Annotated in this window: 19 protein-coding genes; 13 read left to right on the forward strand and 6 right to left on the reverse strand. The window is 69.3% G+C overall.

The features are described 5' to 3' along the window. Window positions 1–75 precede the first annotated feature (75 nt). From H976_RS0120670 to H976_RS0120685, 4 genes are read left to right on the forward strand one after another with little or no spacing between them, the layout of a single operon-like run. On the forward strand, window positions 76–1,467 hold the full coding sequence (locus H976_RS0120670; protein WP_027863071.1) for a Xaa-Pro peptidase family protein: 1,392 nt from the start codon (window positions 76–78) through the stop codon (window positions 1,465–1,467). Then, complete coding sequence (locus H976_RS0120675) at window positions 1,467–2,528, forward strand: zinc-binding dehydrogenase (RefSeq protein ID WP_027863072.1); 1,062 nt, start codon at window positions 1,467–1,469, stop codon at window positions 2,526–2,528. The genes H976_RS0120670 and H976_RS0120675 overlap by 1 nt, the downstream gene beginning before the upstream one ends. A gap of 58 nt (window positions 2,529–2,586) precedes the next feature. Then, complete coding sequence (locus tag H976_RS0120680; RefSeq protein ID WP_027863073.1) at window positions 2,587–3,645, forward strand: 2,3-butanediol dehydrogenase; 1,059 nt, start codon at window positions 2,587–2,589, stop codon at window positions 3,643–3,645. 26 nt (window positions 3,646–3,671) lie between these two features. Continuing rightward, window positions 3,672–4,646 (forward strand): zinc-binding dehydrogenase, encoded by a 975-nt coding sequence (locus H976_RS0120685; protein WP_027863074.1) that lies wholly within the window; start codon window positions 3,672–3,674, stop codon window positions 4,644–4,646. Between the two features lie 4 nt (window positions 4,647–4,650). Here H976_RS0120685 and H976_RS0120690 read toward each other — a convergent pair whose 3' ends face one another. Beyond that, the gene (locus H976_RS0120690; RefSeq protein ID WP_027863075.1) at window positions 4,651–5,730 is read right to left on the reverse strand and encodes an SDR family oxidoreductase; all 1,080 of its coding nucleotides are present in this window, start codon (window positions 5,728–5,730) and stop codon (window positions 4,651–4,653) included. Window positions 5,731–5,961: 231 nt separating this feature from the next. Between H976_RS0120690 and H976_RS0120695 the strand changes: the two genes are divergently transcribed. From H976_RS0120695 to H976_RS0120705, 3 genes are all read left to right on the forward strand, one after another. After that, window positions 5,962–6,609 carry a helix-turn-helix domain-containing protein gene (locus H976_RS0120695; protein WP_036227619.1) on the forward strand — a complete coding sequence of 216 codons (648 nt, stop codon included), beginning with the start codon at window positions 5,962–5,964 and terminating at the stop codon, window positions 6,607–6,609. 84 nt (window positions 6,610–6,693) lie between these two features. Continuing rightward, window positions 6,694–7,893, forward strand: coding sequence for a metabolite traffic protein EboE (gene eboE, locus H976_RS0120700; RefSeq protein ID WP_027863077.1), 1,200 nt, complete (start codon window positions 6,694–6,696; stop codon window positions 7,891–7,893). Window position 7,894: 1 nt separating this feature from the next. After that, on the forward strand, window positions 7,895–8,938 hold the full coding sequence (locus H976_RS0120705; protein WP_027863078.1) for a ketopantoate reductase family protein: 1,044 nt from the start codon (window positions 7,895–7,897) through the stop codon (window positions 8,936–8,938). Between the two features lie 12 nt (window positions 8,939–8,950). On the opposite strand, the gene H976_RS27720 is transcribed toward H976_RS0120705, so the two are convergent. Further along, a complete protein-coding gene (locus H976_RS27720) occupies window positions 8,951–9,634 on the reverse strand; it encodes a GntR family transcriptional regulator (protein WP_036227620.1) in 684 nt (227 codons plus the stop codon). Beyond that, window positions 9,631–10,146 carry a VOC family protein gene (locus tag H976_RS0120715; protein ID WP_027863079.1) on the reverse strand — a complete coding sequence of 172 codons (516 nt, stop codon included), beginning with the start codon at window positions 10,144–10,146 and terminating at the stop codon, window positions 9,631–9,633. Before H976_RS0120715 ends, H976_RS27720 begins: the two co-directional genes overlap by 4 nt. Window positions 10,147–10,278: 132 nt before the next feature. Here H976_RS0120715 and H976_RS0120720 point away from each other — a divergent pair, with 132 nt between their 5' ends. The 6 genes from H976_RS0120720 (at window position 10,279) to H976_RS0120745 (ending at window position 19,471) form a co-directional block, all read left to right on the forward strand. Beyond that, window positions 10,279–12,459: a thiamine pyrophosphate-dependent enzyme gene (locus tag H976_RS0120720; RefSeq protein WP_027863080.1), complete on the forward strand. Its 2,181-nt coding sequence runs from the start codon at window positions 10,279–10,281 to the stop codon at window positions 12,457–12,459. Window positions 12,460–12,490: 31 nt separating this feature from the next. After that, window positions 12,491–13,768: a dihydrolipoamide acetyltransferase family protein gene (locus tag H976_RS0120725; RefSeq protein ID WP_027863081.1), complete on the forward strand. Its 1,278-nt coding sequence runs from the start codon at window positions 12,491–12,493 to the stop codon at window positions 13,766–13,768. Between the two features lie 25 nt (window positions 13,769–13,793). Then, a complete protein-coding gene (locus H976_RS0120730; RefSeq protein ID WP_027863082.1) occupies window positions 13,794–14,684 on the forward strand; it encodes an NAD(P)-dependent oxidoreductase in 891 nt (296 codons plus the stop codon). A gap of 318 nt (window positions 14,685–15,002) precedes the next feature. After that, window positions 15,003–16,352: a helix-turn-helix domain-containing protein gene (locus tag H976_RS27725; protein ID WP_231389035.1), complete on the forward strand. Its 1,350-nt coding sequence runs from the start codon at window positions 15,003–15,005 to the stop codon at window positions 16,350–16,352. A 325-nt stretch (window positions 16,353–16,677) separates the two neighbouring features. Then, complete coding sequence (locus H976_RS0120740) at window positions 16,678–17,694, forward strand: proline racemase family protein (RefSeq protein WP_027863083.1); 1,017 nt, start codon at window positions 16,678–16,680, stop codon at window positions 17,692–17,694. 85 nt (window positions 17,695–17,779) lie between these two features. Further along, a complete protein-coding gene (locus H976_RS0120745) occupies window positions 17,780–19,471 on the forward strand; it encodes a SulP family inorganic anion transporter (RefSeq protein ID WP_027863084.1) in 1,692 nt (563 codons plus the stop codon). On the opposite strand, the gene yidC is transcribed toward H976_RS0120745, so the two are convergent. Genes yidC through H976_RS29220 form a run of 3 tightly spaced genes read right to left on the reverse strand, consistent with a single transcriptional unit; the run spans window position 19,468 to window position 22,143 of the window. Beyond that, window positions 19,468–20,259 carry a membrane protein insertase YidC gene (gene yidC, locus H976_RS0120750; RefSeq protein ID WP_027863085.1) on the reverse strand — a complete coding sequence of 264 codons (792 nt, stop codon included), beginning with the start codon at window positions 20,257–20,259 and terminating at the stop codon, window positions 19,468–19,470. The genes H976_RS0120745 and yidC overlap by 4 nt on opposite strands. 55 nt (window positions 20,260–20,314) lie before the next feature. Continuing rightward, window positions 20,315–20,605 (reverse strand): hypothetical protein, encoded by a 291-nt coding sequence (locus tag H976_RS0120755; protein WP_027863086.1) that lies wholly within the window; start codon window positions 20,603–20,605, stop codon window positions 20,315–20,317. Window positions 20,606–20,634: 29 nt separating this feature from the next. Continuing rightward, a complete protein-coding gene (locus H976_RS29220) occupies window positions 20,635–22,143 on the reverse strand; it encodes an endonuclease/exonuclease/phosphatase family protein (protein ID WP_027863087.1) in 1,509 nt (502 codons plus the stop codon). Between the last annotated feature and the right edge of the window lie 28 nt (window positions 22,144–22,171).

Raw genomic sequence — 22,171 nt, forward strand, 5'->3', positions numbered from 1 at the left:
GGTCCTGCCCAGAGCACGACCCGCACACGTCCCCTCCAACTCGCTGTCCGGCAGACAGAAAGGCTTGAGAACAGCATGAGCACTGCAACGTACGGCACCAACGCCGTCGACTGGGAAAGCCGCATCTCGTTCGACCGCCTGCGCACCGAGCGCCTGGCGAGACTCAAGAATGAGCTCGAGGCCTCCGACCTCGGTGCCTTGCTGGCCTTCGACTTCTCCAACATCCGCTACATGTCCTCCACCCACATCGGCACCTGGGCGATGGACAAGATGATCCGGTTCTCGCTCCTGACACGGCACTCCGACCCGATCGTGTGGGACTTCGGCTCGGCGGCGCGCCACCACCAGCTCTTCAACCCCTGGCTCTCGACCACCACTGCCGAGATGGACGCCGACCCGCACGCCCCACACCACGGCGCGGTGCGACCCCGCCGGGAGTCGGGTGCGCGTGCCGGCATCTCGACCCTCCGCGGAGCGTTCAACCCCGACGCCGGGATCGCCGAGGAGGTGGCCAGGAAGATCAAGCGCGAGCTGGAGGAGTTCGGGCTGCTCGACGAGCCACTCGGGGTGGATGTGATCGAGCTGCCCATCCTGTTCGCCCTGCAGCAGGCCGGAGTGACGGTCGTCGACGGCCAGCAGGTGTTCCTGAACGCCAGGGCGATCAAGACCGAGGACGAGATCTCGCTGCTGACCCAGGCCGTCTCGATGGTCGACGCCGCCTACGACCAGCTCTACGAGTTCCTCCGCCCCGGGGTACGGGAGAACGAGACGGTGGGGCTGGTCTCCAAGGTGCTCTACGACCTCGGCTCGGAGTACGTCGAAGGCGTGAACGCCATCTCGGGGGAGCGGTGTTCTCCCCACCCGCACGTCTACTCGGACCGGATCATCAGGCCGGGGGACCCCGCGTTCTTCGACATCCTGCACAGCTACAACGGCTACCGGACCTGCTACTACCGGACGTTCGCGGTGGGCTCGGCGAGCCACGCGCAGCACGACGCCTACACCCGTGCGCGTGAGTACATGGATCGAGCGATCGCGCTGGTGAGGCCCGGCGCGACGACCGCCGACATCGTGTCGGTGTGGCCGACGGCGCAGGAGTTCGGGTTCCCCGACGAGGAGGCCGCCTTCGCCCTCCAGTACGGGCACGGCGTGGGCCTGTCGATCTGGGAGAAGCCGATCTTCTCCCGGCTCGTGTCCCTGGACCACCCCGAGGTGCTCGAGGAAGGCATGTTCTTCGCACTCGAGACCTACTGGCCATCGGCGGACGGCATCGGCGCCGCCCGCATCGAGGAGGAGCTCGTCGTCACCGCGACCGGGTGCGAGGTCGTCACCAAGTTCCCGGCGGAGGAGCTGCTCGTGGCGGGACAACGCTACTTCTCGGTGGGCGGCCAGCTGCCGGTGATCCGCAGCTCGCAGTCGCACCTGAACACCGCGGCCGGTCGAGGCGAGCAGCCCGGGGATGCGTGATGAGGGCCTCCGTCTTCCACGGTGCCCACGACGTGCGCGTGGAGGACGTTCCCGAGCCCGTGCGAGGCGAAGGTGAGGTCGTGCTTCGCGTGCTGCGCAGCGGGATGTGCGGGACCGATGCCACCGAGTGGTCCAGCGGTCCGAAGACGTTCCCGGTCGACCGGGTCCACCCGGTGACCGCGCACACCGGGCCCATGGTGCTCGGGCACGAGTTCGTCGGCGAGGTCGTCGAGACCAGCGAGTCCGGTCGGTTCGCCGTGGGTGACGTCGTTGCCTCGGGAGCCGGCGTCTCCTGCGGCAAGTGCCTCCGCTGCCGTGAGGGGCGGACGAACATCTGTGACCGCTACTACACCCTGGGACTCAACGCCGCCGGGGGCATGGCCGAACTCGTCGCCGTACCCGAGAGCGTACTGACGCTTGTGCCTGACTCGGTCTCGGTCGACCGGGCGGGGCTGGCACAGCCGATGGCAGTCGGCCTGCACGCGGCTCGGCGGGCGGGTGTCGCTGCAGGAGACCGTGTCGTCCTGATCGGCGCGGGAGCCATCGGTTCGTTCGTCCTGGCCGGTCTGCAGTCACTCGTCGACGCCGACATCACCGTGATCGACTTTCCGGGCACCCGGCTGGACCGGGCTGCCCGCCTGGGAGCATCGCGGACGGTGGCGGCCGGCGACGACGTCGTGGCTCGGGTGCGCGAGAGCCTGGGCGGAGGTTCGGTCGACGTCCTCATCGAGGCCAGTGGTGCGCCAGGCCAGCTGAACACGGCGATCGAGATCGTCCGCACGGGCGGGACCATCCTGCAGGTCGGCCTGCCGTCCACCCAGCAGGAAGTGGACGTGCACACTCTCGTGATGCGGGAGATCTCGGTGGTCACCACCCTCGCGCACGTCTGTGCCGAGGATCTCGCGGCAGCGCTGCAGATTCTCGAAGGTACGGCGCTGGCCGACGAGCTGCTCGAGGCGGTGCTCCCTCTGGAGGACCTGCCCGAACAGCTCGAGCTCTTGGCGACAGGACAGCTCGAGGGCAAGGTGCTGTTCGACCCCGCGCTGGTGCCTGCCCCATGACGACCGCGCACACCCGCCCCACTCCTCCCACTCCGACGAACGCAAGGGAAGCCCACCGATGAGAGCAGCAGTCTTCTACGGAGATCACGACATCCGCGTCGAGGACGTGACCCGTCCGGAGAGTCCCGGGCCGGGCGAGGTCCTGCTCCGGCCCAGCTGGTGCGGGATCTGTGGCACCGACCTGCACGAGTACGCCATGGGCCCGATCGTCATCCCGGCCTCACCGCACCCCCTCAACCAGTCACAGCTACCGCAGATCCTCGGCCACGAGTTCTCCGCCGAGGTGGTGGAGGTGGGTCCCGGCGTCTCGGGGGTGCAGCCAGGTCAGAGGGTCTCGGTCATGCCCCTGCTCTACTGCGGGGAGTGCTACTACTGCCGGCGCGGGTTGAACCACCTGTGTGTGTCGATGGCCTGCGTCGGACTCAGCTTCGGGTGGGGTGGGATCGCCGAGCTCGCGGTGGTCCCCGCCAGCCATGTCAGTGTGCTCCCCGAAGAGGTCTCCGACCTGCAGGGCGCCCTCGTCGAACCGGCTGCCGTCGCGGCGTACGGCGTGGACACGGCGCAGGTGCGACCGGGCGACACCGTGCTCGTCACAGGGGCGGGGCCGATCGGTGCTCTCGCGGCCCTGTACTCGTCCGCGGTCGGGGCCGACGTGGTCGTCTCCGAGGTCAACCCCGTCCGGGCCTCCCTCGCTCGTAGCCTCGACGTGGGGGAGGTGCTCGACCCGTCCGAGACCGACGTCGCTGCGTGGGTCAAGGACCGCACCGGCGGCATCGGCTTCGATGCAGTCATCGAGTGCTCGGGCAACGAGCGTGCGTTGCAGACCGCCATCGCGGCTGTCCGGTCCGCGGGCCGCATCTCCCAGACCGGCCTGCACACCAAGGCGGCCTCGATCGACCCGATGGTCCTGGCCGAGCACGACATCACGCTCGCCGGGACGTGGTGCTATCCCGTGCACGACTGGCCCCGCATCATCGGGCTGATCTCCAGCGGTCGCTATCCCGTGGAGAAGGTGGTCACGGCTCAGATCGCCATGGCCGACGTCGTCCAGGCCGGCTTCGAGACGCTCCTCTCGCCCACCGGCGACCAGGTCAAGGTCCTGGTCCAGGCCCGCTAGACCCACACGGAAATGCAGGAGGACGCATGAAGGCGCTGCAGTACCAGGACAAGAGCGTGGCCACGGTCGTGGAGCTCCCGACGCCGCAGATCGCGGATGACGAGGTGCTGGTCGCCGCGCGCTCCGTGGGCGTGTGCCACTCCGACATCGACCTGCTCGAGGGTCGCTACATCATCCCGTTCTCCTATCCACTCATCCCTGGCCACGAGTGGTCCGGCGAGGTGGTGGCGGTCGGAAGTGCGGTCACCACCCTCTCGCCGGGAGACCGGGTGGTGGGGGAGTGCGTCATCGGTGCCGACCACTTCGGGTTCTCGATCAGCGGCGCGGCAGCGGAGTTCTTCGTGGCACGCCCCGAGTGGCTGCACCGGCTGCCCGACGAGCTCTCCTACACCATGGGTGCGCTCGTCGAGCCGTTCAGCGTTGCCTACTACGCCCTGGTGCGGGCTGGTGGTGTCGACGCGAGCGATGTCGTCGTCGTGCTGGGCGCCGGACCCGTCGGTCTCGCAGTCGTGGCTGCGGCCAGGGCCATGGGTGCCGTGGTCGTGGTGGTCGAGCCTTCCGCCGACCGTCGTACGTCGGCGGAGGCGTTGGGTGCCCATCACACCGCCCACCCCGACGACGTCGACGACCTGCTGAAGGACCTGACCGCCGGTCGCGGCGCCGACGTCGTGGTCGAGGCGAGCGGTCGTCCGGCCGTGATGGCCCGCGCGCTCGAGCTCGTGGCGTTCCAGGGACGCATCGCCTACATCGGCATCGACGTCGGCCAGGAGGCGCCGGCCAAGCTCGGACTCATCCAGTCCAAGGAGCTACGCATCACCGGCTCCATCGGCTCGCCGGGCGTGTGGCCGGAGACCCTCCGGTTCCTGGCCAACAGCGGCATCGACCTCACCGCCGTGGTGACCCAGCGCTACGGGATCGACAAAGCGGTCGAGGCGTTGGAGGCGGCGCACCACCCGGAGTCGACGATCAAGGCACACATCGAGCTGACAGCCGCGCTCTGAGGACTCACGGGATGACGCGCGCCTTCCGGTAGCGCTCGGCGTACTCGAAGAAGCTGTCGCGGGTGTCGCGAGAGCCGGTGAAACCCGCCTTCCGGCTCTTGTTCATGTCGGTCATGACCTCGATGTTGCGTCCGAGATCACCGTCGGTGTGCCACCAGGAAGCGATCCGGGACAGGTCGCCCTCCACGAGGCCGTGCTTGTCGGCGATGCACCGCCAGACGTCCTCCATGCCGGCCATCGAGGTCTCCAGGGTTCGCGGAGTGCCCTCGAAGCCCTCCCAGTCCACGCCGAAGTACGCCGCCACCTGCGGCCACAGCCAGCGCCAGCGGAAGACGTCGCCGTTGGCGATGTTGAACGCCTCGTCGTGGCCCGCCTCCTCGGTCCCGGCCCAGAGGATCTGCTCGGCCAGGAGCTCAGCGTCGGTGACGTCGGTGACCGCGTTCCACTGCGTCTCCGAACCCGGGAAGACGAAGGGCAGCCCCTGCTCCTTGCAGATCGTGGCGTAGGCACACAGCGTCGCCACCATGTTCATCGCGTTGCCAGTGGCAAAGCCGAACACCGTGTGCGCCCGGTGCACGCTCCAGGTGAAGTCGTTGCGCTCTGCCGACGCGAACAGCTCGTCCTCCTGCGCGTAGTAGAAGTTGGGCGAGTCGAGTCGGGGCTCCTCCTCGTGGAAGGGCGTGTCGGCCATCTCCCCCACGGCGTACGCCTCGAACGGGCCGAGGTAGTGCTTGAGCCCTGTCATGAGGGCCACGTGCCTGACCGACCTGGCGGGTTCGAGCGCGGCCAAGAGGTTGCGTACGGCGCCACCGTTGACCGCGATGTTCTCGGCCTCTGTGTCCTGGCGTGTCCACGCCGTGATGGCGACCAGCTCGGGGGCGACGCCCTCCAGCGCCACGGCGAGGGCAGTGGGGTCCGACAGGTCGGCTCGCAGGGTGGTCACGTGGTCGCCGATGCTGGTGCCGCTGCGACAGAGGCCGTAGGTGTCCCACCCCTCGGCGTCCAGCTTGGCGGCCACCGCCTGCCCGACGATCCCGCTGACCCCCACCACGAGGGCCCGTCCCTGACTCCCTGGTGCCGCCACTGTCACGCCCCTCGCTCGTTCATCGACCTTGACCCTACTGTTGCATGTGGATTAACAGCAAGGGCATCGGTCGTCCCATTTCTCGGCTGGGCAGTCGCGTGTGGAGGCGAATTGTCACCTGATCGAGGCGACTTTGACTTCTGGACCGTACAGTGCTGCTAATCTTCGGGCGACGCCGCACACAGGATCGCGCGTCGCCGGGTAGCTCCAGAGAGCGGGCAAGGACATCCGATGGATCATCTGGGTCAACGGCTCAAGGACGTCAGGCTGAAGGCGGGCTTGAGCCTGCGTGAGCTCGCACGCCAGGCCGACGTGTCACCGTCGCTGATCTCCCAGATCGAGAACGGCAAGTCCCAACCCTCCGTCGCCACCCTCTACTCGTTCTCCAGGCTGCTGAACGTCTCCGTCGACGAGCTCTTCGAGGACCGGGAGGCCTCGGCGTCCGACGGGGCTGCCGCCGCGGAGCGTGCCAGGGCTGTAGGGGCCAACGGCCACATGGACCCCATCCACGCATGGCAGCCTTCGGAGTACTCGAACCGCGTCTCCGTGGCGCATCCCTCGCACCGGCCGCACCTGACGATGGCGGAGGGAGTGATCTGGGAGCGTCTTGCTGCGACCCCGGAGCACGGTGTCAACTTCATGAAGATCGCCTACGCGCCGGGCGCGACCTCGAGCGCCGGAGGCGACCTGATCACCCACGACGGCTACGAGTACGGCTACGTACTCGCGGGCGTCGTCGAGGTCACCGTCGGTGACGAGCTGTTCGTGCTGCACGCAGGCGAGTCGCTGGGCTTCGACTCCTCGATCCCGCACACGCTGCGCAACCCCGGCACCGCCCTGTTCGAGGGCATCTGGTTCGTGCACGGTCAGCGACACTGACGGTCGCGCTCGACCCGCCTTGACGGCGGTGTCGCGTCAGCCTACGTTTGTGTTCACTTTGACTGAACACAGGAGCGCTCCGTCATGGACATCGGCAATGGTCTCGGTCACCTCTCGTACTCGACACTCGTGCATCCGGGAGACACCTGGGCCGAGATGCGGGCGAGCCTCGAGCAGCACCTGCCAGCAGTCAAGGAGCGCGTGTCGCCCGGCAGCCGATTCGGCGTCTCACTCCGCATCTCGGCCGACTCCGCCCGGACGCTGGGTGCGGACGAAGCACAGCGTGCGGACCTGAAGGACTTCCTCGAGTCCCACGACATGTACGTCTACACGGTCAACGCCTTCCCCTACGGGCCGTTCAAGGGAGGCAGCGTCATGGAGCGGGTCTACGAGCCCGACTGGACCACCCAGGACCGCGTCTTCTACACCAACCAGGTAGCCGACATCCTGGCCGACATCTCCCCGACCGACGTCAGCCCCAGCATCCAGACGGCACCACTGGCGTTCAAGCCGAAGGTGACCGACGAGGCGTACGTCGCACTGTTCACCACCAACCTGTTCCGCGTCGTCGCACACCTCGTCGAGGTCGAGGCCCGCACCGGTCGACGGGTGAAGCTGGCCCTCGAGCCCGAGCCGGCCTGCTACCTGGAGTCGACGAAGGAGACGATCGCCTACTTCATCCACCACGTGTACGCCGAGACGGGGGTGCGGGAGTTCGCCAGGATCGCGGCGGTGCCCATCTCCGAGGCCGAAGGGCTGCTGCGCCGGCACCTGGGAGTGGTCTTCGACATCGGTCACCAGTCCGTGGGCTTCGAGGACATCGGTGACTCCCTGCGCGGGCTGGTCGCGGCCGGGATCCCGATCTTCAAGCTCCAGGAAGCAGCGGCGCTCTGGGTGGAGCACCTCACCACGGAACAGATCCCCAGGCTCCGGGAGTTCACCGACACGATCTATCTCAGCCAGACCACGATGCGTCGTGGTGGCGAGGTGGCGAAGTACCTCAACCTGGGTGAAGCGCTCGACGACTTCGAGAAGGACCCGCGCCCGGCGGAGATCCGCACGCACTTCCACGTGCCCGTCTTCCTCGAGGAGATCGGCCCGTTTCGTACGACGAGGTTCGCCGTGCAGGACGCCCTTCGGATGCACCGGGAGACACCCTTGTCGGACCACCTCGAGATCGAGACCTACACCTGGGACGTGCTGCCGGCTCACCTGAAGACCGGCGACATCACGGACTACGTCGCTCGCGAGATCGAGTTCGTGCAGCACGAGCTGGTGGGCTGAGATGGCCCTCCCGGACCGGCCCCGGATCGCGGTCCTCGGCACCGGCGCCAACGGCGCCGCGATCGGTGCCGACCTCACCCGGGCCGGTCACGACGTGACCTTCATCGAGCAGTGGCCCGCTCACGTCGAGGCCATGCGCGAGCACGGGGTCCGGGTGGAGATGCCCGACGAGGTGCAGACGACGGACGTGCGGGTCATCCACCTGTGCGAGGTGGCCACCCTGCGACGGCCGTTCGACCTGGTGTTCGTGGTGGTGAAGGCCTACGACACCCGATGGGCGTGCGAGCTGATCAAGCCCCTCGTGGCCTCCGACGGTCTCGTCGTCGGGCTGCAGAACGGCATGACCCTCGACGACATGGCCGAGGTGGTCGGTCCCGACCGGACCTTGGCCAGCGTGATCGAGGTGTCCTCGAACATGTTCGTGCCCGGTGTCGTCGAGCGACAGAGCCCACCCTCGCGATCCTGGTTCGCGGTCGGCGGTGTCCGGGCCGGTGTGCAGGCAGGAGCCGAGGAGGTGGCGGCCGTCCTGAGCGCTGCTGGGACGGTCGAGGTCTCGGACGACATCCGTTCCTCGAAGTGGATGAAGCTCGTGGTCAACGCGGCAGAGCTGGTGCCCTCGGCCGTTCTCGACCTGCCGCTCGCGGATGCCGAGGCCCTGCCCGGCATGCGCGACTTCATGCTTCGTGCCGGCCGGGAGGCGCTGCAGACCGCCATCGACACCGGCAACCGGGCACGGCCCATCTTCGGCCTGACGGACGCCGAGGTCTCCGATCCCGCGCGCTATGTGGAACAGCTCTTCGACCAGGTGCTTCAGCACTTCACCCTCCCGGAGACCCGGACGACGGTGCTGCAGGACTGGATGAAGGGCCGTCGCAGCGAGGTGCGCGAGATCAACGGTCTGGTGGTCGACGAGCAACGGCGCCGGGGCGGGAGCGCCCCCGCGAACGCAGCGACGGTGGAGCTGGCCCTGCTCATCGAGGAGGGTGACCTGAAGGCATCCCCCGACAACCGCGATCGCCTGCTGGGCCTGGTCAACGCGGTCTGAACGGCGACGGCGCTAGGGCGCGACCACCGTGTCGAACACCTCGGGGTGGACGCGCAGCTCGACCCGGGTCCGACGGATGTGCAGCTCGAGAATGCGCTCGGCCTCGTCGCCATCCCTGTCGCGGAGCGCCTGGATGAGCAACCGGTGCTCGGCGTTGATGATCCAGGTGCGGGACTCTCGCGCCAGGTGGCTGAACGCGCGTCGATAGTGCTGGGTGGTGTCCCACAGCCGGCCGATGATGGTGGCGAGCTCGCGTGCGTCGTTGTGCCTGTACGTCGCCCAGTGCAGGGCGCGATCGAGCACCAGGAACTCCTCGACATCGGCGGCTGCCTCGATGCGTTCCTGCAGCTCGTCGAGCTGGGCCAGGTCCTCGGTGGTGATCCCAGGCATGCTCTCCCTGAGCAGGAGCGGTTCGAGCCGTTCGCGGATCTGGTAGCTGCGTTCGCAGTCCTTCTGGTCCAGGCGGGTCACCCACGCGCCCTTGTTGGACTGCAGCGTCACCAGTCCGGCCGACTGCAGGATCCGAAGGGCCTCGCGGACAGGCAACCGGCTGGCACTGAGCTCCTCGGCCAGCTCGTCCTGACGGATCCGCGCCCCGGGCTTCAGCACGCCGGAGAGGATCTGCTCGCGGACATGGTCGGCGATGCGCTGGCTCGCGACGGCGGCAGGTGGTGCCGTGTCGTAGAGCTCGCTCACATGGGCACCTGTCCCCCCTTGTCGAAGGCCTTGCCGTGCGGGTAGGAGACTAGCTCGAACTGCATGCCCCACGGTGACAGGAAGTAGATCCAGCGCTGTCCTTCGCTGGGCCCACTGCTGGCGGTCGGCTCACCCAGGACCCTCAGGCCGAGACGGTGCAGGTGGGCGACCGCGGCGTCGAGGTCCGTGACGTAGAGGGCGACGTGGTGCCCGCCGATGTCACTGTTGAGGGGCGGGGTCGGGTTCTGGTCCTCGGCGTCGTACTCGAAGACCTCGAAGATCGCCTGGCCGCCGAGACGGAAGAAGTGCAGCTGCCGCATCACCGTGGTGTCCGCCACGTTGAGGTGCTCGCTCATCCAGCTGTCGTCGTGGGCGAACGGGCCGAGTGTGTACATGTACTCGCAACCGAGCACCTCGACGAAGAACGCCCGTGCCGCGTCCAGGTCCGGCACGGTCACGCCGATGTGGTCGACGCCGGTGACCCCGGGGATGGGGCCGGTCTGCTCGCTCATGGGGGCTCCCCAACGCTTGTAATGGATCCATTGCTCACCTAGATTGTGAGGGGCGCTACATCTGAGCGCAACATCCAGGCTCAGAGATCGCGCCCATGCTCCACAAATGGATCCATAGTACAGAGAGGCGTCATGGCAAAGAAGAAGCGGCTGGCTCCCGCGTCTGCCTGGGTCGAGCTGACCACGACCAGGTCCGACTGGGACGCGTTGCCGGCCGCAGACCTGCGGATGATGGTGGTGCAGACGCTCTGGATCCGGGTCTTCGAGGAGTACGTCCTCGAGCTGGCCGCCGACGGACTGGTGCACGGCCCGGCCCACTCGAGCATCGGCCAGGAGGGGGGTGCTGTCGGTTCGATCCTCGACCTCGAGACGACCGACTTCGTCAACGGCTCCCACCGGGGGCACCACCAGTTCCTCGCCAAGGCCTTCGGCCACGTGATGGAGCCGGCCGGTGACGGGGTCCCCGAGCTCACCGACGAGGTGCACACCGTGCTGCGGCGCGCCCTGGCCGAGATCTGTGGGCTCGCGGAGGGGTTCTGCAAGGGACGCGGCGGCTCGATGCACCTGCAGTGGCGCGAGGCCGGCGCGATGGGGACCAACGCGATCGTCGGGGGCGGCGTACCCCAGGCACTCGGCTTCGCGTTCAACCAGCAGCGGGCAGGCAGCGAAGCCGTCACGTTCACCTACTTCGGCGACGGCGCGGTCAACATCGGGTCGGTCCTCGAGTCGTTCAACCTGGCGGCCGCGCGGCAGCTCCCGGTCTGCTTCTTCATCGAGAACAACATGTACGCCGTCTCCACCCCGCTCTCGACGTCCACGGCCGAGCCACGGCTCTCGGCACGCGGGCTCGGCTTCGACATCCCGAGCTGGCGTGTGGACGGCATGGACCCGCTCGCCGTCAGGCTGGCCACGGCCGAGGCGCTCGAGCACATGCGAACCGGCCAGGGCCCGACCATCATCGAGGCCGAGGTCTACCGCTACTTCCACCAGAACGGCCCGTTCCCGGGAAGCGCCTTCGGCTACCGGACCAAGGACGAGGAGAGCAGCTGGCGGGAGAGAGACCCGCTCGACCTGCTCCGTCGACACGTCGTACGCCGCGAGCTGATGACCGAGGACGAGCTCGAGACCAAGAAGCAGGAGATCACCGACGCCATGGGCGCGATCGGCGACGAGCTCTTCGAACCGGTGCCCGACGGCAAGCCGGGGCAACGCCGTGTGCGAGCCGACAAGTGGCCCGATCCCGGGTTCGTCGACGTCGGCATCAGGGGTGACCTCAGCGAGCTCGACGACAGTCGCTACGAGGAGCAGGACACCTTCGACGGCGAGCTGACCGATCGCCGGTTCATCGACGTGGTCAGCGACGTGATGGGCCGGGCGATGGAGCTCGACGAGTCGATCGTTGTCCTCGGAGAGGACGTCGACGGCCTCAAGGGCGGCACCAACGGCGCCACCAAGGCTGCCCTGGAGAAGTTCCCCGAGCGCGTTCTCGGCACCCCCATCAGCGAGAACGCCTTCGCCGGCATGGGTGGAGGGATGGCCCTGGACGGTCGCTTCCGTCCGGTCGTGGAGTTCATGTACGCCGACTTCATGTGGGTCGCGGCTGACCAGATCTTCAACCAGATCGCCAAGGCCAGACACATGTTCGGCGGCGAGAGTGCCGTGCCATTCGTGCTGCGGAGCAAGCTGGCGGCGGGGACGGGCTACGGCTCGCAGCACTCGATGGACCCGGCCGGCGTGCTGACCACGGCGGCCGGGTTGCGCGTGGTGGCTCCGTCGAACCCGTTCGACTACGTGGGCCTGATGAACACCGCGCTCGCGTGCGACGACCCTGTCGTCGTCCTTGAGCACGTCGACCTCTACTCGAGCACGGGCACCGGACCGGCGGACGACCTCGACTACCGGATCCCGGTCGGCAAGGCGGCGTTGCGCAGCGAGGGCGACGACGTCACCGTCATCTCCTACCTCTCGATGGTGCGCCACTGCCTGGAAGCGCTGGAGCAGGTCCCCGAGGTGTCGGCCGACCTGATCGACCTGCGGTGGCTCGACCGCGCCTCGGTGGACTGGGACACGATCACCGCCAGCGTGCGCAAGACCAACCGGGTGCTGATCGTCGAACAGGGCGCCGTGGGCACGTCGTACGGCGGATGGCTCTCAGACGAGATCCAGCGGCGGCTCTTCGACTGGCTCGACGCTCCCGTCACGCGCGTCACGGGATCGACCGCCTCGCCGAGCATCAGCAAGGTGCTCGAGCGTGCCGCCATCGCCCGCACCGAGGAAGTCGTGGAAGCGCTACGACGACTCCCCAACTTCTGAACCGCCGACGGAATCGAGGAACGAGCACCCCATGGCCACGTTGATGCGAGTGCCCGAGGTCGCTGCCGGCGCCACCGAGGTGGTGCTGTCCGAGTGGTTGGTCGACGAGGGCGGCGACGTCCAGTCCGGTGCGCCGATCGTCGTGGTCGAGACGGAGAAGGCCATCGTCGAGGTGGAGGCCGAGGCGAGCGGCACGGTGCTCAGACGCCTGGTCGAGTCAGGCACCACGGTCGAGGTCGGGTCTCCGCTGGCGCTCGTCGGTGCCTCGGAGGAAGCGGGCGACACCGACTCGCTGCTGGCGGAGCTCGGAGTGACCCAGTCCGGAGGGAAGGACCTCGAGCCGGCGCAGCAGGCATCCGAGGAGACCCCAGCCGAGACAGATCCGGAGTCCGGCGCCCCAGTGGCGGAGGAGCCGGCCCGCGAACGGATCTTCGCAACGCCACTCTCGAGGCGGCTGCTCGCCGAGGCCGGGATCGATCTCGAGGAGGTCTCTGGCACGGGGCCGAACGGCCGGATCACCAAGCGCGACGCGGTGCAGGCCTGTCGCGAACGAGAGACGTCCACGTCCACGACCGAGCCTGCCGACCAGCCGGCGGCGCAGCCCGCGCGAGCAGCGTCGACGCCCGGTCCGTCGTACTCCGAGGTCGAGCACACCCGGTTGCGCCGTGCCGTGGCGGCACGGCTGACCACCAGCAAGCATTCCGTCCCGCACTTCTACGTCAGGCGGGTGGTGCGCATCGATGCGCTTCTCGAGCTGCGCGCCCAGCTCAACGACGTCTCTGCGCAACGCATCTCGGTCAACGACCTCGTGGTCCGCGCGGTGGCGACCGCCCACCAGGAGGTTCCCGAGGCCAACGTCGTGTGGACCGACGATGCGATGCGCCAGTACGACTCGGTCGACGTCGGGGTGGCCATCGCCTCGGAACGAGGGCTGGTGACACCGGTGCTCCGGGGCGTGCAGAACTCCACGCCCAGCGCCATCGCGCGCCGCGTCCGTGAGCTGGTGGACCAGGCCAACAAGGGCAAGCTCCAGCAGCGCGATCTCGAGGGCGGCACCATCAGCGTCACGAACCTCGGGATGTACGGCGTCGACGAGTTCTCCGCCATCATCAATCCGCCTCAGTCCGCGATCCTCGCCGTCGGAGCCGGGAAGCCTCAGCCGGTGGTGGCCGACGGTGCGGTGGAGGTGGCGACGCTGATGAACCTGGTGCTCTCCGTCGATCACCGAGCGATCGACGGTGCCCTCGCGGCGCGATGGATGACTGCCCTCGCCTCGGTGATCGAGCAGCCGCTGAGGCTGCTGGCATGACCGGCCGGACGATCGGCGCGGTGCGATGACCACGGTCGCGTTCCTCGGGTTGGGGCGCATGGGCAGACCGATGGCCGCAAGCCTGCTGCGCACGAAGCACGACGTCGTGGTCTGGAACAGGACCCGCTCGACAGCCGAGGCGTTCGTCGCCGAGCACGGAGGGAAGGCTGCAGACACCGTGGCCGAAGCCGTGCGTGACGCAGAGATGGTGGTCACGATGGTGGCCGACGACGCTGCCGTGCTGCAGGTCTACCTCGGTGAGCGCGGCGTACTGGCCGAGCTGCCGGACCGGGCGCTGGCCATCGACATGAGCACCATCTCGCCGGCGACGGTGTCGACGGTGCACCGAGCACTCTCCGAGCGAGGCATCGGATTCGTCGACGCCCCGGTGTCGGGCAGCGTCGCCGCCGCCACTGCCGCGACCCTCACCATCATGGCCGGAGGAGAGGCGGAGGACGTGCAGCGAGCGCGCCCACTGCTCCTCGACCTCGGGTCACCGGTCATCGCACTCGGGCCGAGTGGAGCCGGGAGCAACATGAAGCTCGCCGTGAACGCCGTCCTGCACAGCCTCAACGGAGCCGTCTCCGAGGCACTGGTCTTCGCCGAGCGCGCGGGCATCGATCGGTCGCTGGCGTATCGGGTCTTCCTCGAGAGCGCGATCGCCGCTCCGTTCGTCCACTACCGGCAGGAGTCGTTCGAGCGGCCGGCGGAGGCGCCGGTGGCGTTTCGACTGGAGCTCGCGGCGAAGGACCTGCGGCTGGCCATCGCTGCTGGCGAGTCGGCGGGGGCCCAGCTTCCACAGGCCAGGGCAAATCTCGCCGTCCTGACCACGGCCATGGAGGACGGCTTCAAGGACCACGACGAGACGGCACTGGCCGAGCACTTTCGGCGGAAGAGCGCTGCCGGTTCGCCGTGAGGTCTGAGCGGGGACTCCTGCTACGCGCGGCCGGGGTCGCAGCGTCGGGGCGGACGGTTCCGGACGCGCTGCGGACCGCCCTCAGCGACCAAGGGCTGGCGGCACCCCCGGACGTCTCGGATGCGACTTGCCACGTTGTCACATCTTGACAAGTCGTGCTTAGATCAGGCTCCGAGGCGGGGCCTCTCGGGACCTCGTCGTTTCGGGATTCGAGGTTGCGAGGGGTGCGCCTCGGGTCAGGGCGGCACGGGTTGCCAGTCGGGGTTGTCGCTTCTTGCCTGCTCAGGCCAATCGAGCGGGCACAATGTCGGCGTGGACATGCACTACGCCGAGCTGAGCCGGACCATCGACGCGGCCGAGCTGGGCCGGCGCATCCGGCACGCCCGGGTGGCTGCCGGGTTGACCCAGTCGCAGCTGGCCGGCGAGGACGCGTCGGCGGCGTACGTCTCCCGCATCGAGGCCGGTCAGCGCCGGCCCGAGGCCGGCCTGCTCGAACGGATGGCGACCCGGCTCGACGTGGGGCTCGAGCAGCTGCTGGGGGAGGAGTCGACGCCGGCGGATGCCGAGCGGCGACTCGAGGTCGACTACGCCGAGCTCTCGCTGGCTTCCGGAGACCCGGCCTCGGCGCTGGAGCGGCTCGACAAGGTGCTGGCCGACTCCTCCCTGGGGCTTGGTGGCGATCTCGAGCGTGCCGCTCGGCAGGCGCGCGCCCTCGCCCTGGAGGCACTCGGCCGGACCAGCGACGCGATCCAGCTGCTCGAGGACCTCGTGGCCGAGCCCCGGGCCGACGCGTCGTGGCTCAAGGCCCTGATCGCCCTGAGCAGATGTCATCGCGAGTCGGGCGACTTCGCCCGCGCGATCGCGGTGGGGGAGCAGGCGGCCGCCTACATCCAGGAGCTCGGCCTGGCCGGTACGACGGAGGCGATCCAGCTCACCGTCACCATCGCCGGCGCCTACATGGAGCGGGGCGACCTGGCCCACGCGATGCGCATGTGCCAGCGGGCCATCGACGAGGCCGAGCGTGTCGATTCCCCTGTGGCCAAGGGATCTGCCTACTGGAACGCCAGTGTCATCGAGTCCCGCCGGGGCTCGACCGTCACGGCACTGCAGCTGGCCGAGAAGGCGATGGCCCTCTTCGAGCTGGGCGACGACTCCCGCAACCTGGGGCGGCTGCGCACGCAGGTCGGGTTCATCCAGCTGCGTCTCGACCCGCCGGATCCCGAGGGTGCCAAGAGCACGCTGCAGCAGGCCGAGCGCGAGCTGACCTGGTCCTCGGCAAGTGCGCTCGACCGGGCCGACCACCATCTGGCCGTCGCCAAGGCCCACCTCATGCTCGGGGAGCACCAGGAGGCGCTGACGCGCGTCGAGGAGGGTGAGGCGCTCATCGGGGGGCAGTCGCCGATGCTGCAGGCGGAGGCCCTCGTCGTGCGGGGACAGGTCAGCGCGGCCCGGGGTGATCTGGCCGCGGCACGAGAGAGCTACGGAGGGGCCATCCAGGTGCTGGCCGGTCTGGGCGTCGACCGCAACATCGCCCAGCTGTGGTTCGACCTGGCTGCCCTGCTCGAGGACGCCGGCGACTCGAACGCCGCGCTGGACGCCTATCGCCGGGGCGCGGCCTCGACAGGACTGGCGCGGCCGCGGTTCGCGGCCACGCCTGCCCCGTCGTGAGCGTGGTCAGCAGCAGATGCGATCGGCCGCTCCGGCGGAACCGGCAGCTCCCGTCGTTGCCGCGGTCACGCCGAGCACGCTTGCGATGACGATCAGGATCGTCGCTACGAAACGCTGTGCACCAGTCATGAGTCATGCCTCCTCGGGTCACGCGCGGGGTGCGCGTGTGACACGAGGCGTAACATTCAGACAAGTCACATGACCAGATGTGTCAGGCAGAGGCTCCGAGAGATGTAGTCCACCTGGCAGAGCGGCGGAGGTCAGGCGTGGCCCACGGTCGTCGCTGATGCCACGCGCCCCGGATGGGCGTGGCAGGCTGCGGGGCGTGCTGCCCTCGACGATCTCGACCAGCGACTACCACACCGGCGGCGAGCCGTTCCGGATCGTGGCCGAGCCTCCGGTGCCGATCGCAGGCTCAACCGTGGCCGAGCGGCGGGCCCGGGCGATCGAGGATCCTGCGGTGCAGGAGCTGCGCGCCGTGCTGTGCTCGGAGCCCCGCGGGCACGCGGACATGTACGGCGGCTTCGTGGTGCCACCCGACGACGACGGTGCCCACCTCGGCGTGCTGTTCTGGCACAAGGACGGGTTCTCGACCGCCTGTGGCCACGGCACCATCGCCCTCGGGGCGTGGGCGGTGCAGTCCGGTCGGGTGCAGGCGCCGGAGAACGGCAGCGTCGACGTGGTGGTCGATGTCCCCTCCGGCCGCGTCACCGCGCGGGTGCACTGCGAGGCCGGTCGGGTGGTCGCGGTCGACTTCGTGAACGTGGCCAGCTGGGTGGTCGCACGCGAGGTGCCGGTCAGCACGTCGCGGGGACAGGTCTCCGTGACGGTGGCGTACGGCGGTGCGATCTACGCCACCCTGCCAGCGGAGCAGCTCGGCCTGTCCGTCACGCCGGAGCATCTCGGCGACCTCATCGCCCTCGGTCGCGAGATCAAGTGGGCGCTGAACGACAGCAGCCACGCCGTACACCCGACCGACCCGCGACTGAACGGCGTCTACGGCACGATCCTGTACGACGAGCTCGGTGACGACGACGCCCAGGTGCACCAGCGCAACGTGACGGTCTTCGCCGACGGCGAGGTCGACCGGTCCCCGTGCGGATCGGGCACCTGCGCGCGGCTCGCCGTCCTCGCGTCCGACGGCCGACTGGGTGACGACAAGGTGCTGCGACACGACTCCATCGTCGGCAGCACGTTCATCGGGAGGGTGCTCGAGACCGTGGACGTCGACGGACGTGCCGCCGTGGTCCCGCAGGTCACCGGCAACGCCTACCGCACGGGCGAGCACACCTTCTCGATCGATCCCCATGACCCCCTGGTCCCCGGCTTCGTGCTGCGGTGACCGCGGGTGCCACGGGCGGGAACCAACCCGGAAGGGGTGACCCCGAACTCCGGGAACGCTGAGACCCTGCCCGCATGGGGAGAGCATGAGCGAGCCGCAGGGGAGGGTGACCCGGCTGCTGCCGATCGTCGGCTGGCTGCGCACCTACGACCGGAGCTGGCTGCGCGGCGACCTGATCGCCGGCGTGACCGTCGCGGCGCTGATCGTGCCCAAGAACCTGGGGTACGCCGGCATCGCCGGGATCCCCCTGCAGAACGGCCTCTACGCGGCGGCGGCCGCGGCCCTGTTGTACGCCGTCTTCGGGACCTGTCGACAGATCTCCATGGGGCCGAGCTCGGGCCTGGCCGCGGTGGCCGCCAGCGCCGTCGCGGCCGCCGGCCTGACCAGCGGAGGAGACGTCGCCGCCTTCGTCGCCGGGCTGACCCTGGCCTCGGGACTGCTCTTCCTCCTACTGGCCGTGTTCAAGATGGGGTGGGTCGCGCAGTTCCTGTCCCGCGCCGTCGTGACCGGCTTCCTGTTCGGCGCGGCCATCGACGTCGTCATCGGTGAGCTGCCGAAGCTCACCGGCACCGACGTCACCGGCTCGAACTCGTTCCAGGAGCTGCGGTCCTGGCTGGGGTCGCTCGGTGACACCAACACCGCGACGATCGTCGTCGGTGTCGTCGCTCTGGTGGTCGTCTTCGGGCTGCGGTCCGTGGCCCCGAACGTGCCGGGGGCACTGGTGCTCGTCGTCGGAGGGCTGCTGGCGTCGTACCTGTTCAACCTCGACGACCGTGGCGTGGCGCTCGTCGGGGACGTCCCGCGAGGCCTCCCGACCTTCGCCATTCCCGACATCTCCCTGATGGTCGACCATGCCGGGACCGTCGCGGTGGCCGCGGTCGCGCTGATGCTGATCGGGTTCTCGCAGACCGCGGGTGACGCCCGCGCCTTCGCCGCCAAGCACCGGTACCAGATCGACGTCGACCAGGAGTCCCTCGCCCAGTCGGCTGCCAACATCGGCTCCGGTGTGCTCCACGGGATGCCGGTCTCGACCAGCCTGTCGGCGAGCTCGCTCAACGACCACTCGGGCGCAAGGACCGGGTTGGCCTCGATCACCTCCGGCGTGACGGTGCTGCTCACCCTGCTGGTGCTGGCGCCGCTGTTCTCGCAGCTGCCGAAGCCGGTCCTCGGTGCGCTGATCATCGAGGCCGTGGTGATGGGCATGATGAACCTGCCGGAGATGCGGCGGATGTACCGGGTCAAGCGCTTCGACTTCTGGATCGCGGTGGCAGCGATCATCGGCACGCTGGCCTTCGGCGTACTGGCCGGCGTCATCATCGGGATCGGCCTGTCCCTGCTCTGGCTCGTCGGCGTCGCGACCCAGCCGCAGATGCCGACCCTCGGCCGCGAGCCGGGCACCCAGGTGTTCCGCGACGTGCTCGACAACCCGGACGACGAGCTCGTTCCCGGCGTGGTCGTGGTGCGGCTCGACGGTGGGCTGTTCTTCGCCACCGCGGACGCGCTCGAGGACAGGGTGCGCACCCTGATCCAGGCCCAGCCGGAGACGCACGGCGTCGTCCTCGACTGCGAGGGCATCAACTTCCTCGACTCGCAGGGGTCCGCCACGCTCGACGACCTGCTCGTGCTGTGCACGCAGGCAGGCGTCGAGCTCCGGCTCGCGCGGGTCAAGCCCGACGTACGCGCCGTCCTCGACCGCGAGGGCCTGGTCGAGAGGCTGGGCCGCGACCACCTCCACGGCAACGTGCACCGTGCCGTGGAGGCCCAGCTCGGCCGCTAGGACGCCCGGGCTGCGGCCGCTGATCCCGGTGTGGGGAACCAGCGCCACACCACGGCCGACTGCCCGAGGGTCCAGGCCCCGTTGCAGACCCAGTAGACGAGGAGCGCCACCGGTACGACGCCGCCGGCGACCAGCAGGCCGACGGCCGAGATGAGCGGCATCGACCGCTGGACGCGGGCCATCACCTCTGGGACGTCGGTGAGGACGGTGTTGGGGGCGACCAGGAACCTCTGGTTCACGTAGGACAGCAGCGCCGCCGTACCCGCCAGGGCCGCCACCACGGCCAGATGCGACCAACCCGCACCCAGGTAGCCGCGCTCGGCGAGCGGGACGCCGAGCACCGTGGCCGCGCCCAGTGAGGCCACCAGGCCGGCGTTGACGGCGCCGACCGGTGTCCCGGCCGCGACGTGGGAGACCAGGTGGTAGAGCGCCAACCAGATCGGCGCCTGCACCAGCAGCGGCAGCAGGCTCCACCGCGACATCTGGTGCTCGGCCGCGATGCGACGCCGCTCCCGGACCATCGCACGGAGGCTGTCCGGGTCCTTGCGGTTGCGGTAGCGCTTGGCCAGCGCGGCCAGGTGCGGTCGCGCTCGCGCCGCGGCGTGGGCCTGGCGGACGCCGTGGATCGCCAACGGGAGCAGGGCGATCCGGACGATGGCGACGAGGGCGGCGATGCACAGAGCCCAGGTGACACCCGAGGCCGGATCGGCCCCGAGCGAGGTGAGAGCGGTGTGGGCAGCGGCCAGCAGGGCTGCGAGGGCGTGCGACAAGGGGTCGAGAACAGACATGTGGTGCTCCTGGAGGTGTGGGGGTGAACGGGACCGTGGCTCGCCGGGGCGAGCGTCAGGCCGTTCCAGGAGCACGAGGACGCAGCGGGTGGTGGGTCGGGTCGGTGACCCGGCCGGGCAGCAGCTGGTCGTCCGTCACGTCGTGCGCGCGCATCGCGACCTGGGTCTGCGGCGTGAGGCCCGGTCGGCCCGTGGCCATGCCGACCAGGACAGCGCACGCCACCGCGAGCACCGCCGTGGTGAGCGCGTCCGGAGTGGTGACCAGCAGCGACGGCAGGAGTACGACGAGCAGCGTCGCGAGCACGACCGCCGTACGCCGGGAAGCGTGGTCGACGATGCTGCGCATGCCCGGATGGTACGCCGAGATCCGGATCCTCAGCGCACGGTGAAGGTGGTCGACCCGACGCTGACGTACTGGTCGGTGAGCAGGTAGTGGGCGACATACCGACCCGGCGGCAGCGGCCAGGGCTTGCCCTGGTGCTCGCGGCCGAGGACGAGGTCACCCTCGGTGGTCGGGGGGAGAGCGCCGGCGTCGTGACCGCCGGTGTAGCCCCAGATCAGGTAGCTGTCCTTCTCCGGGTCGGCGGCCCTGGCGGGATAGACGCCGATCCAGTCCCAGCGGTTGGCCGGTCCGTCGGCCCAGCGCACGGTGATCGGATCGCCCACCCCGTAGGTCGGTGCGTCGGTGGTCAGCTCGACCTTCGCCGCCTGGGGTCGCACGTAGAGCTGGTTGGTGGCGACCACGTCGTCGCCGTGCACGAGGTCGACCTGGTACTGCCCGGGGGTCAGCTGGCTCGTCGGGACCGTGATCGTGCCCGACTCGCCGCTCACGTCGTACGACGCGCTGGCGGGGCCGGACAGCCTGACCGTGCCGCTGTCGACGCCCTGCGGCATCCGGAAGTACGCCGTCACCTGCTCGCCGACCGTGGTCATCCGGCTGGACAGGGCGATGGTGGTCGGTATCGGTGCCGGGGTGACCTTCAGCCGGGAGAGGACGGCGCGGTGGTCGGAGGTCCACTTCGGGTAGCCGCGGTCGACGCTGTCGCCGCCGCGCTCGCCGACGACCTGGCTGCTCACCACGTCCACCGGCCCACCGACGTAGGCGAAGTCGATCCGCCGCGGACTGCCCTCGCTGCCCGCGACACCGCCCCAGGTGTTGCCCGGATCCGTGACCGGGTCGGGATGCGTCTCGCGGTAGGAGTCGTGCAGGCCAGCGCCCAGCAGCGCCTCGCTGACCGGCCAGGCGACGGCGCCGACGCCGCCGTGCTGCGACGCGGTCGCGGCCGTCCAGTCCAGGTGGGACGGCTCGTTGAGGTCGCCGGTGAGGAACACCGGCCAGCCCTGGTCGAGCAGCGTGGTGGCCGAGGGCAGCAGCGTCTGGATCGATGAGAGCCGGACCGCCTTCTCGGTGGCGACCACGTCGGCGACCGACGCGCCGCGGTTGAGGCGGTTCGGTCCGTCGTGCACGTAGTCGAGGTGGGTGTTGATCATCGCGACCGCCTCGCCGGGACGGACCTCGATGTAGGAGTACAGGCCGTCGGCTCCGGAAGGTTCGAGGATCGGGTACTTCGACATGATCTGCAGACCCACGTCGTAGTAGGGATAGCCGGCAGCGGCCGCGATCTTCGGCAGCCGGTTGTAGGACTCGAGCACCCCGACCACGTCGGCCTTCAGGTCGGCGATCACCGCGTCGGAGGCCTTGGTGCCGCCGTACTCCACGTTGAAGACCAGCAGCGACAGCGAGATCGGGCTGGCCTGCGCGGCGGGGGAGGAGGAGGGCTTCGCCGCTGCCTTCGGGCCGTCCGAGTCATCGCACCCCGCCAGTACGCCGAGAGCCACCAGGCTCGACGCGAGTACCAGCCGGACCACCGAGGTACGCCGCATGCCGACCCCTCTCGTCTTACTGACTGAT

The sequence above is a fragment of the Marmoricola sp. URHB0036 genome, from assembly GCF_000426045.1.
In the GTDB taxonomy this organism is placed as follows: Bacteria; Actinomycetota; Actinomycetes; order Propionibacteriales; family Nocardioidaceae; genus Marmoricola.

Coding starts and splice junctions, on each gene's coding strand:
- H976_RS0120670 (WP_027863071.1), top strand. CDS start 76: ATGAGCACTGCAACGTACGGCACCAACGCCGTCGACTGGGAAAGCCGC.
- H976_RS0120675 (WP_027863072.1), top strand. CDS start 1,467: ATGAGGGCCTCCGTCTTCCACGGTGCCCACGACGTGCGCGTGGAGGAC.
- H976_RS0120680 (WP_027863073.1), top strand. CDS start 2,587: ATGAGAGCAGCAGTCTTCTACGGAGATCACGACATCCGCGTCGAGGAC.
- H976_RS0120685 (WP_027863074.1), top strand. CDS start 3,672: ATGAAGGCGCTGCAGTACCAGGACAAGAGCGTGGCCACGGTCGTGGAG.
- H976_RS0120695 (WP_036227619.1), top strand. CDS start 5,962: ATGGATCATCTGGGTCAACGGCTCAAGGACGTCAGGCTGAAGGCGGGC.
- eboE (WP_027863077.1), top strand. CDS start 6,694: ATGGACATCGGCAATGGTCTCGGTCACCTCTCGTACTCGACACTCGTG.
- H976_RS0120705 (WP_027863078.1), top strand. CDS start 7,895: ATGGCCCTCCCGGACCGGCCCCGGATCGCGGTCCTCGGCACCGGCGCC.
- H976_RS0120715 (WP_027863079.1), bottom strand. CDS start 10,146: ATGAGCGAGCAGACCGGCCCCATCCCCGGGGTCACCGGCGTCGACCAC.
- H976_RS0120720 (WP_027863080.1), top strand. CDS start 10,279: ATGGCAAAGAAGAAGCGGCTGGCTCCCGCGTCTGCCTGGGTCGAGCTG.
- H976_RS0120725 (WP_027863081.1), top strand. CDS start 12,491: ATGGCCACGTTGATGCGAGTGCCCGAGGTCGCTGCCGGCGCCACCGAG.
- H976_RS0120730 (WP_027863082.1), top strand. CDS start 13,794: ATGACCACGGTCGCGTTCCTCGGGTTGGGGCGCATGGGCAGACCGATG.
- H976_RS27725 (WP_231389035.1), top strand. CDS start 15,003: ATGCACTACGCCGAGCTGAGCCGGACCATCGACGCGGCCGAGCTGGGC.
- H976_RS0120745 (WP_027863084.1), top strand. CDS start 17,780: ATGAGCGAGCCGCAGGGGAGGGTGACCCGGCTGCTGCCGATCGTCGGC.
- yidC (WP_027863085.1), bottom strand. CDS start 20,259: ATGTCTGTTCTCGACCCCTTGTCGCACGCCCTCGCAGCCCTGCTGGCC.
- H976_RS0120755 (WP_027863086.1), bottom strand. CDS start 20,605: ATGCGCAGCATCGTCGACCACGCTTCCCGGCGTACGGCGGTCGTGCTC.
- H976_RS29220 (WP_027863087.1), bottom strand. CDS start 22,143: ATGCGGCGTACCTCGGTGGTCCGGCTGGTACTCGCGTCGAGCCTGGTG.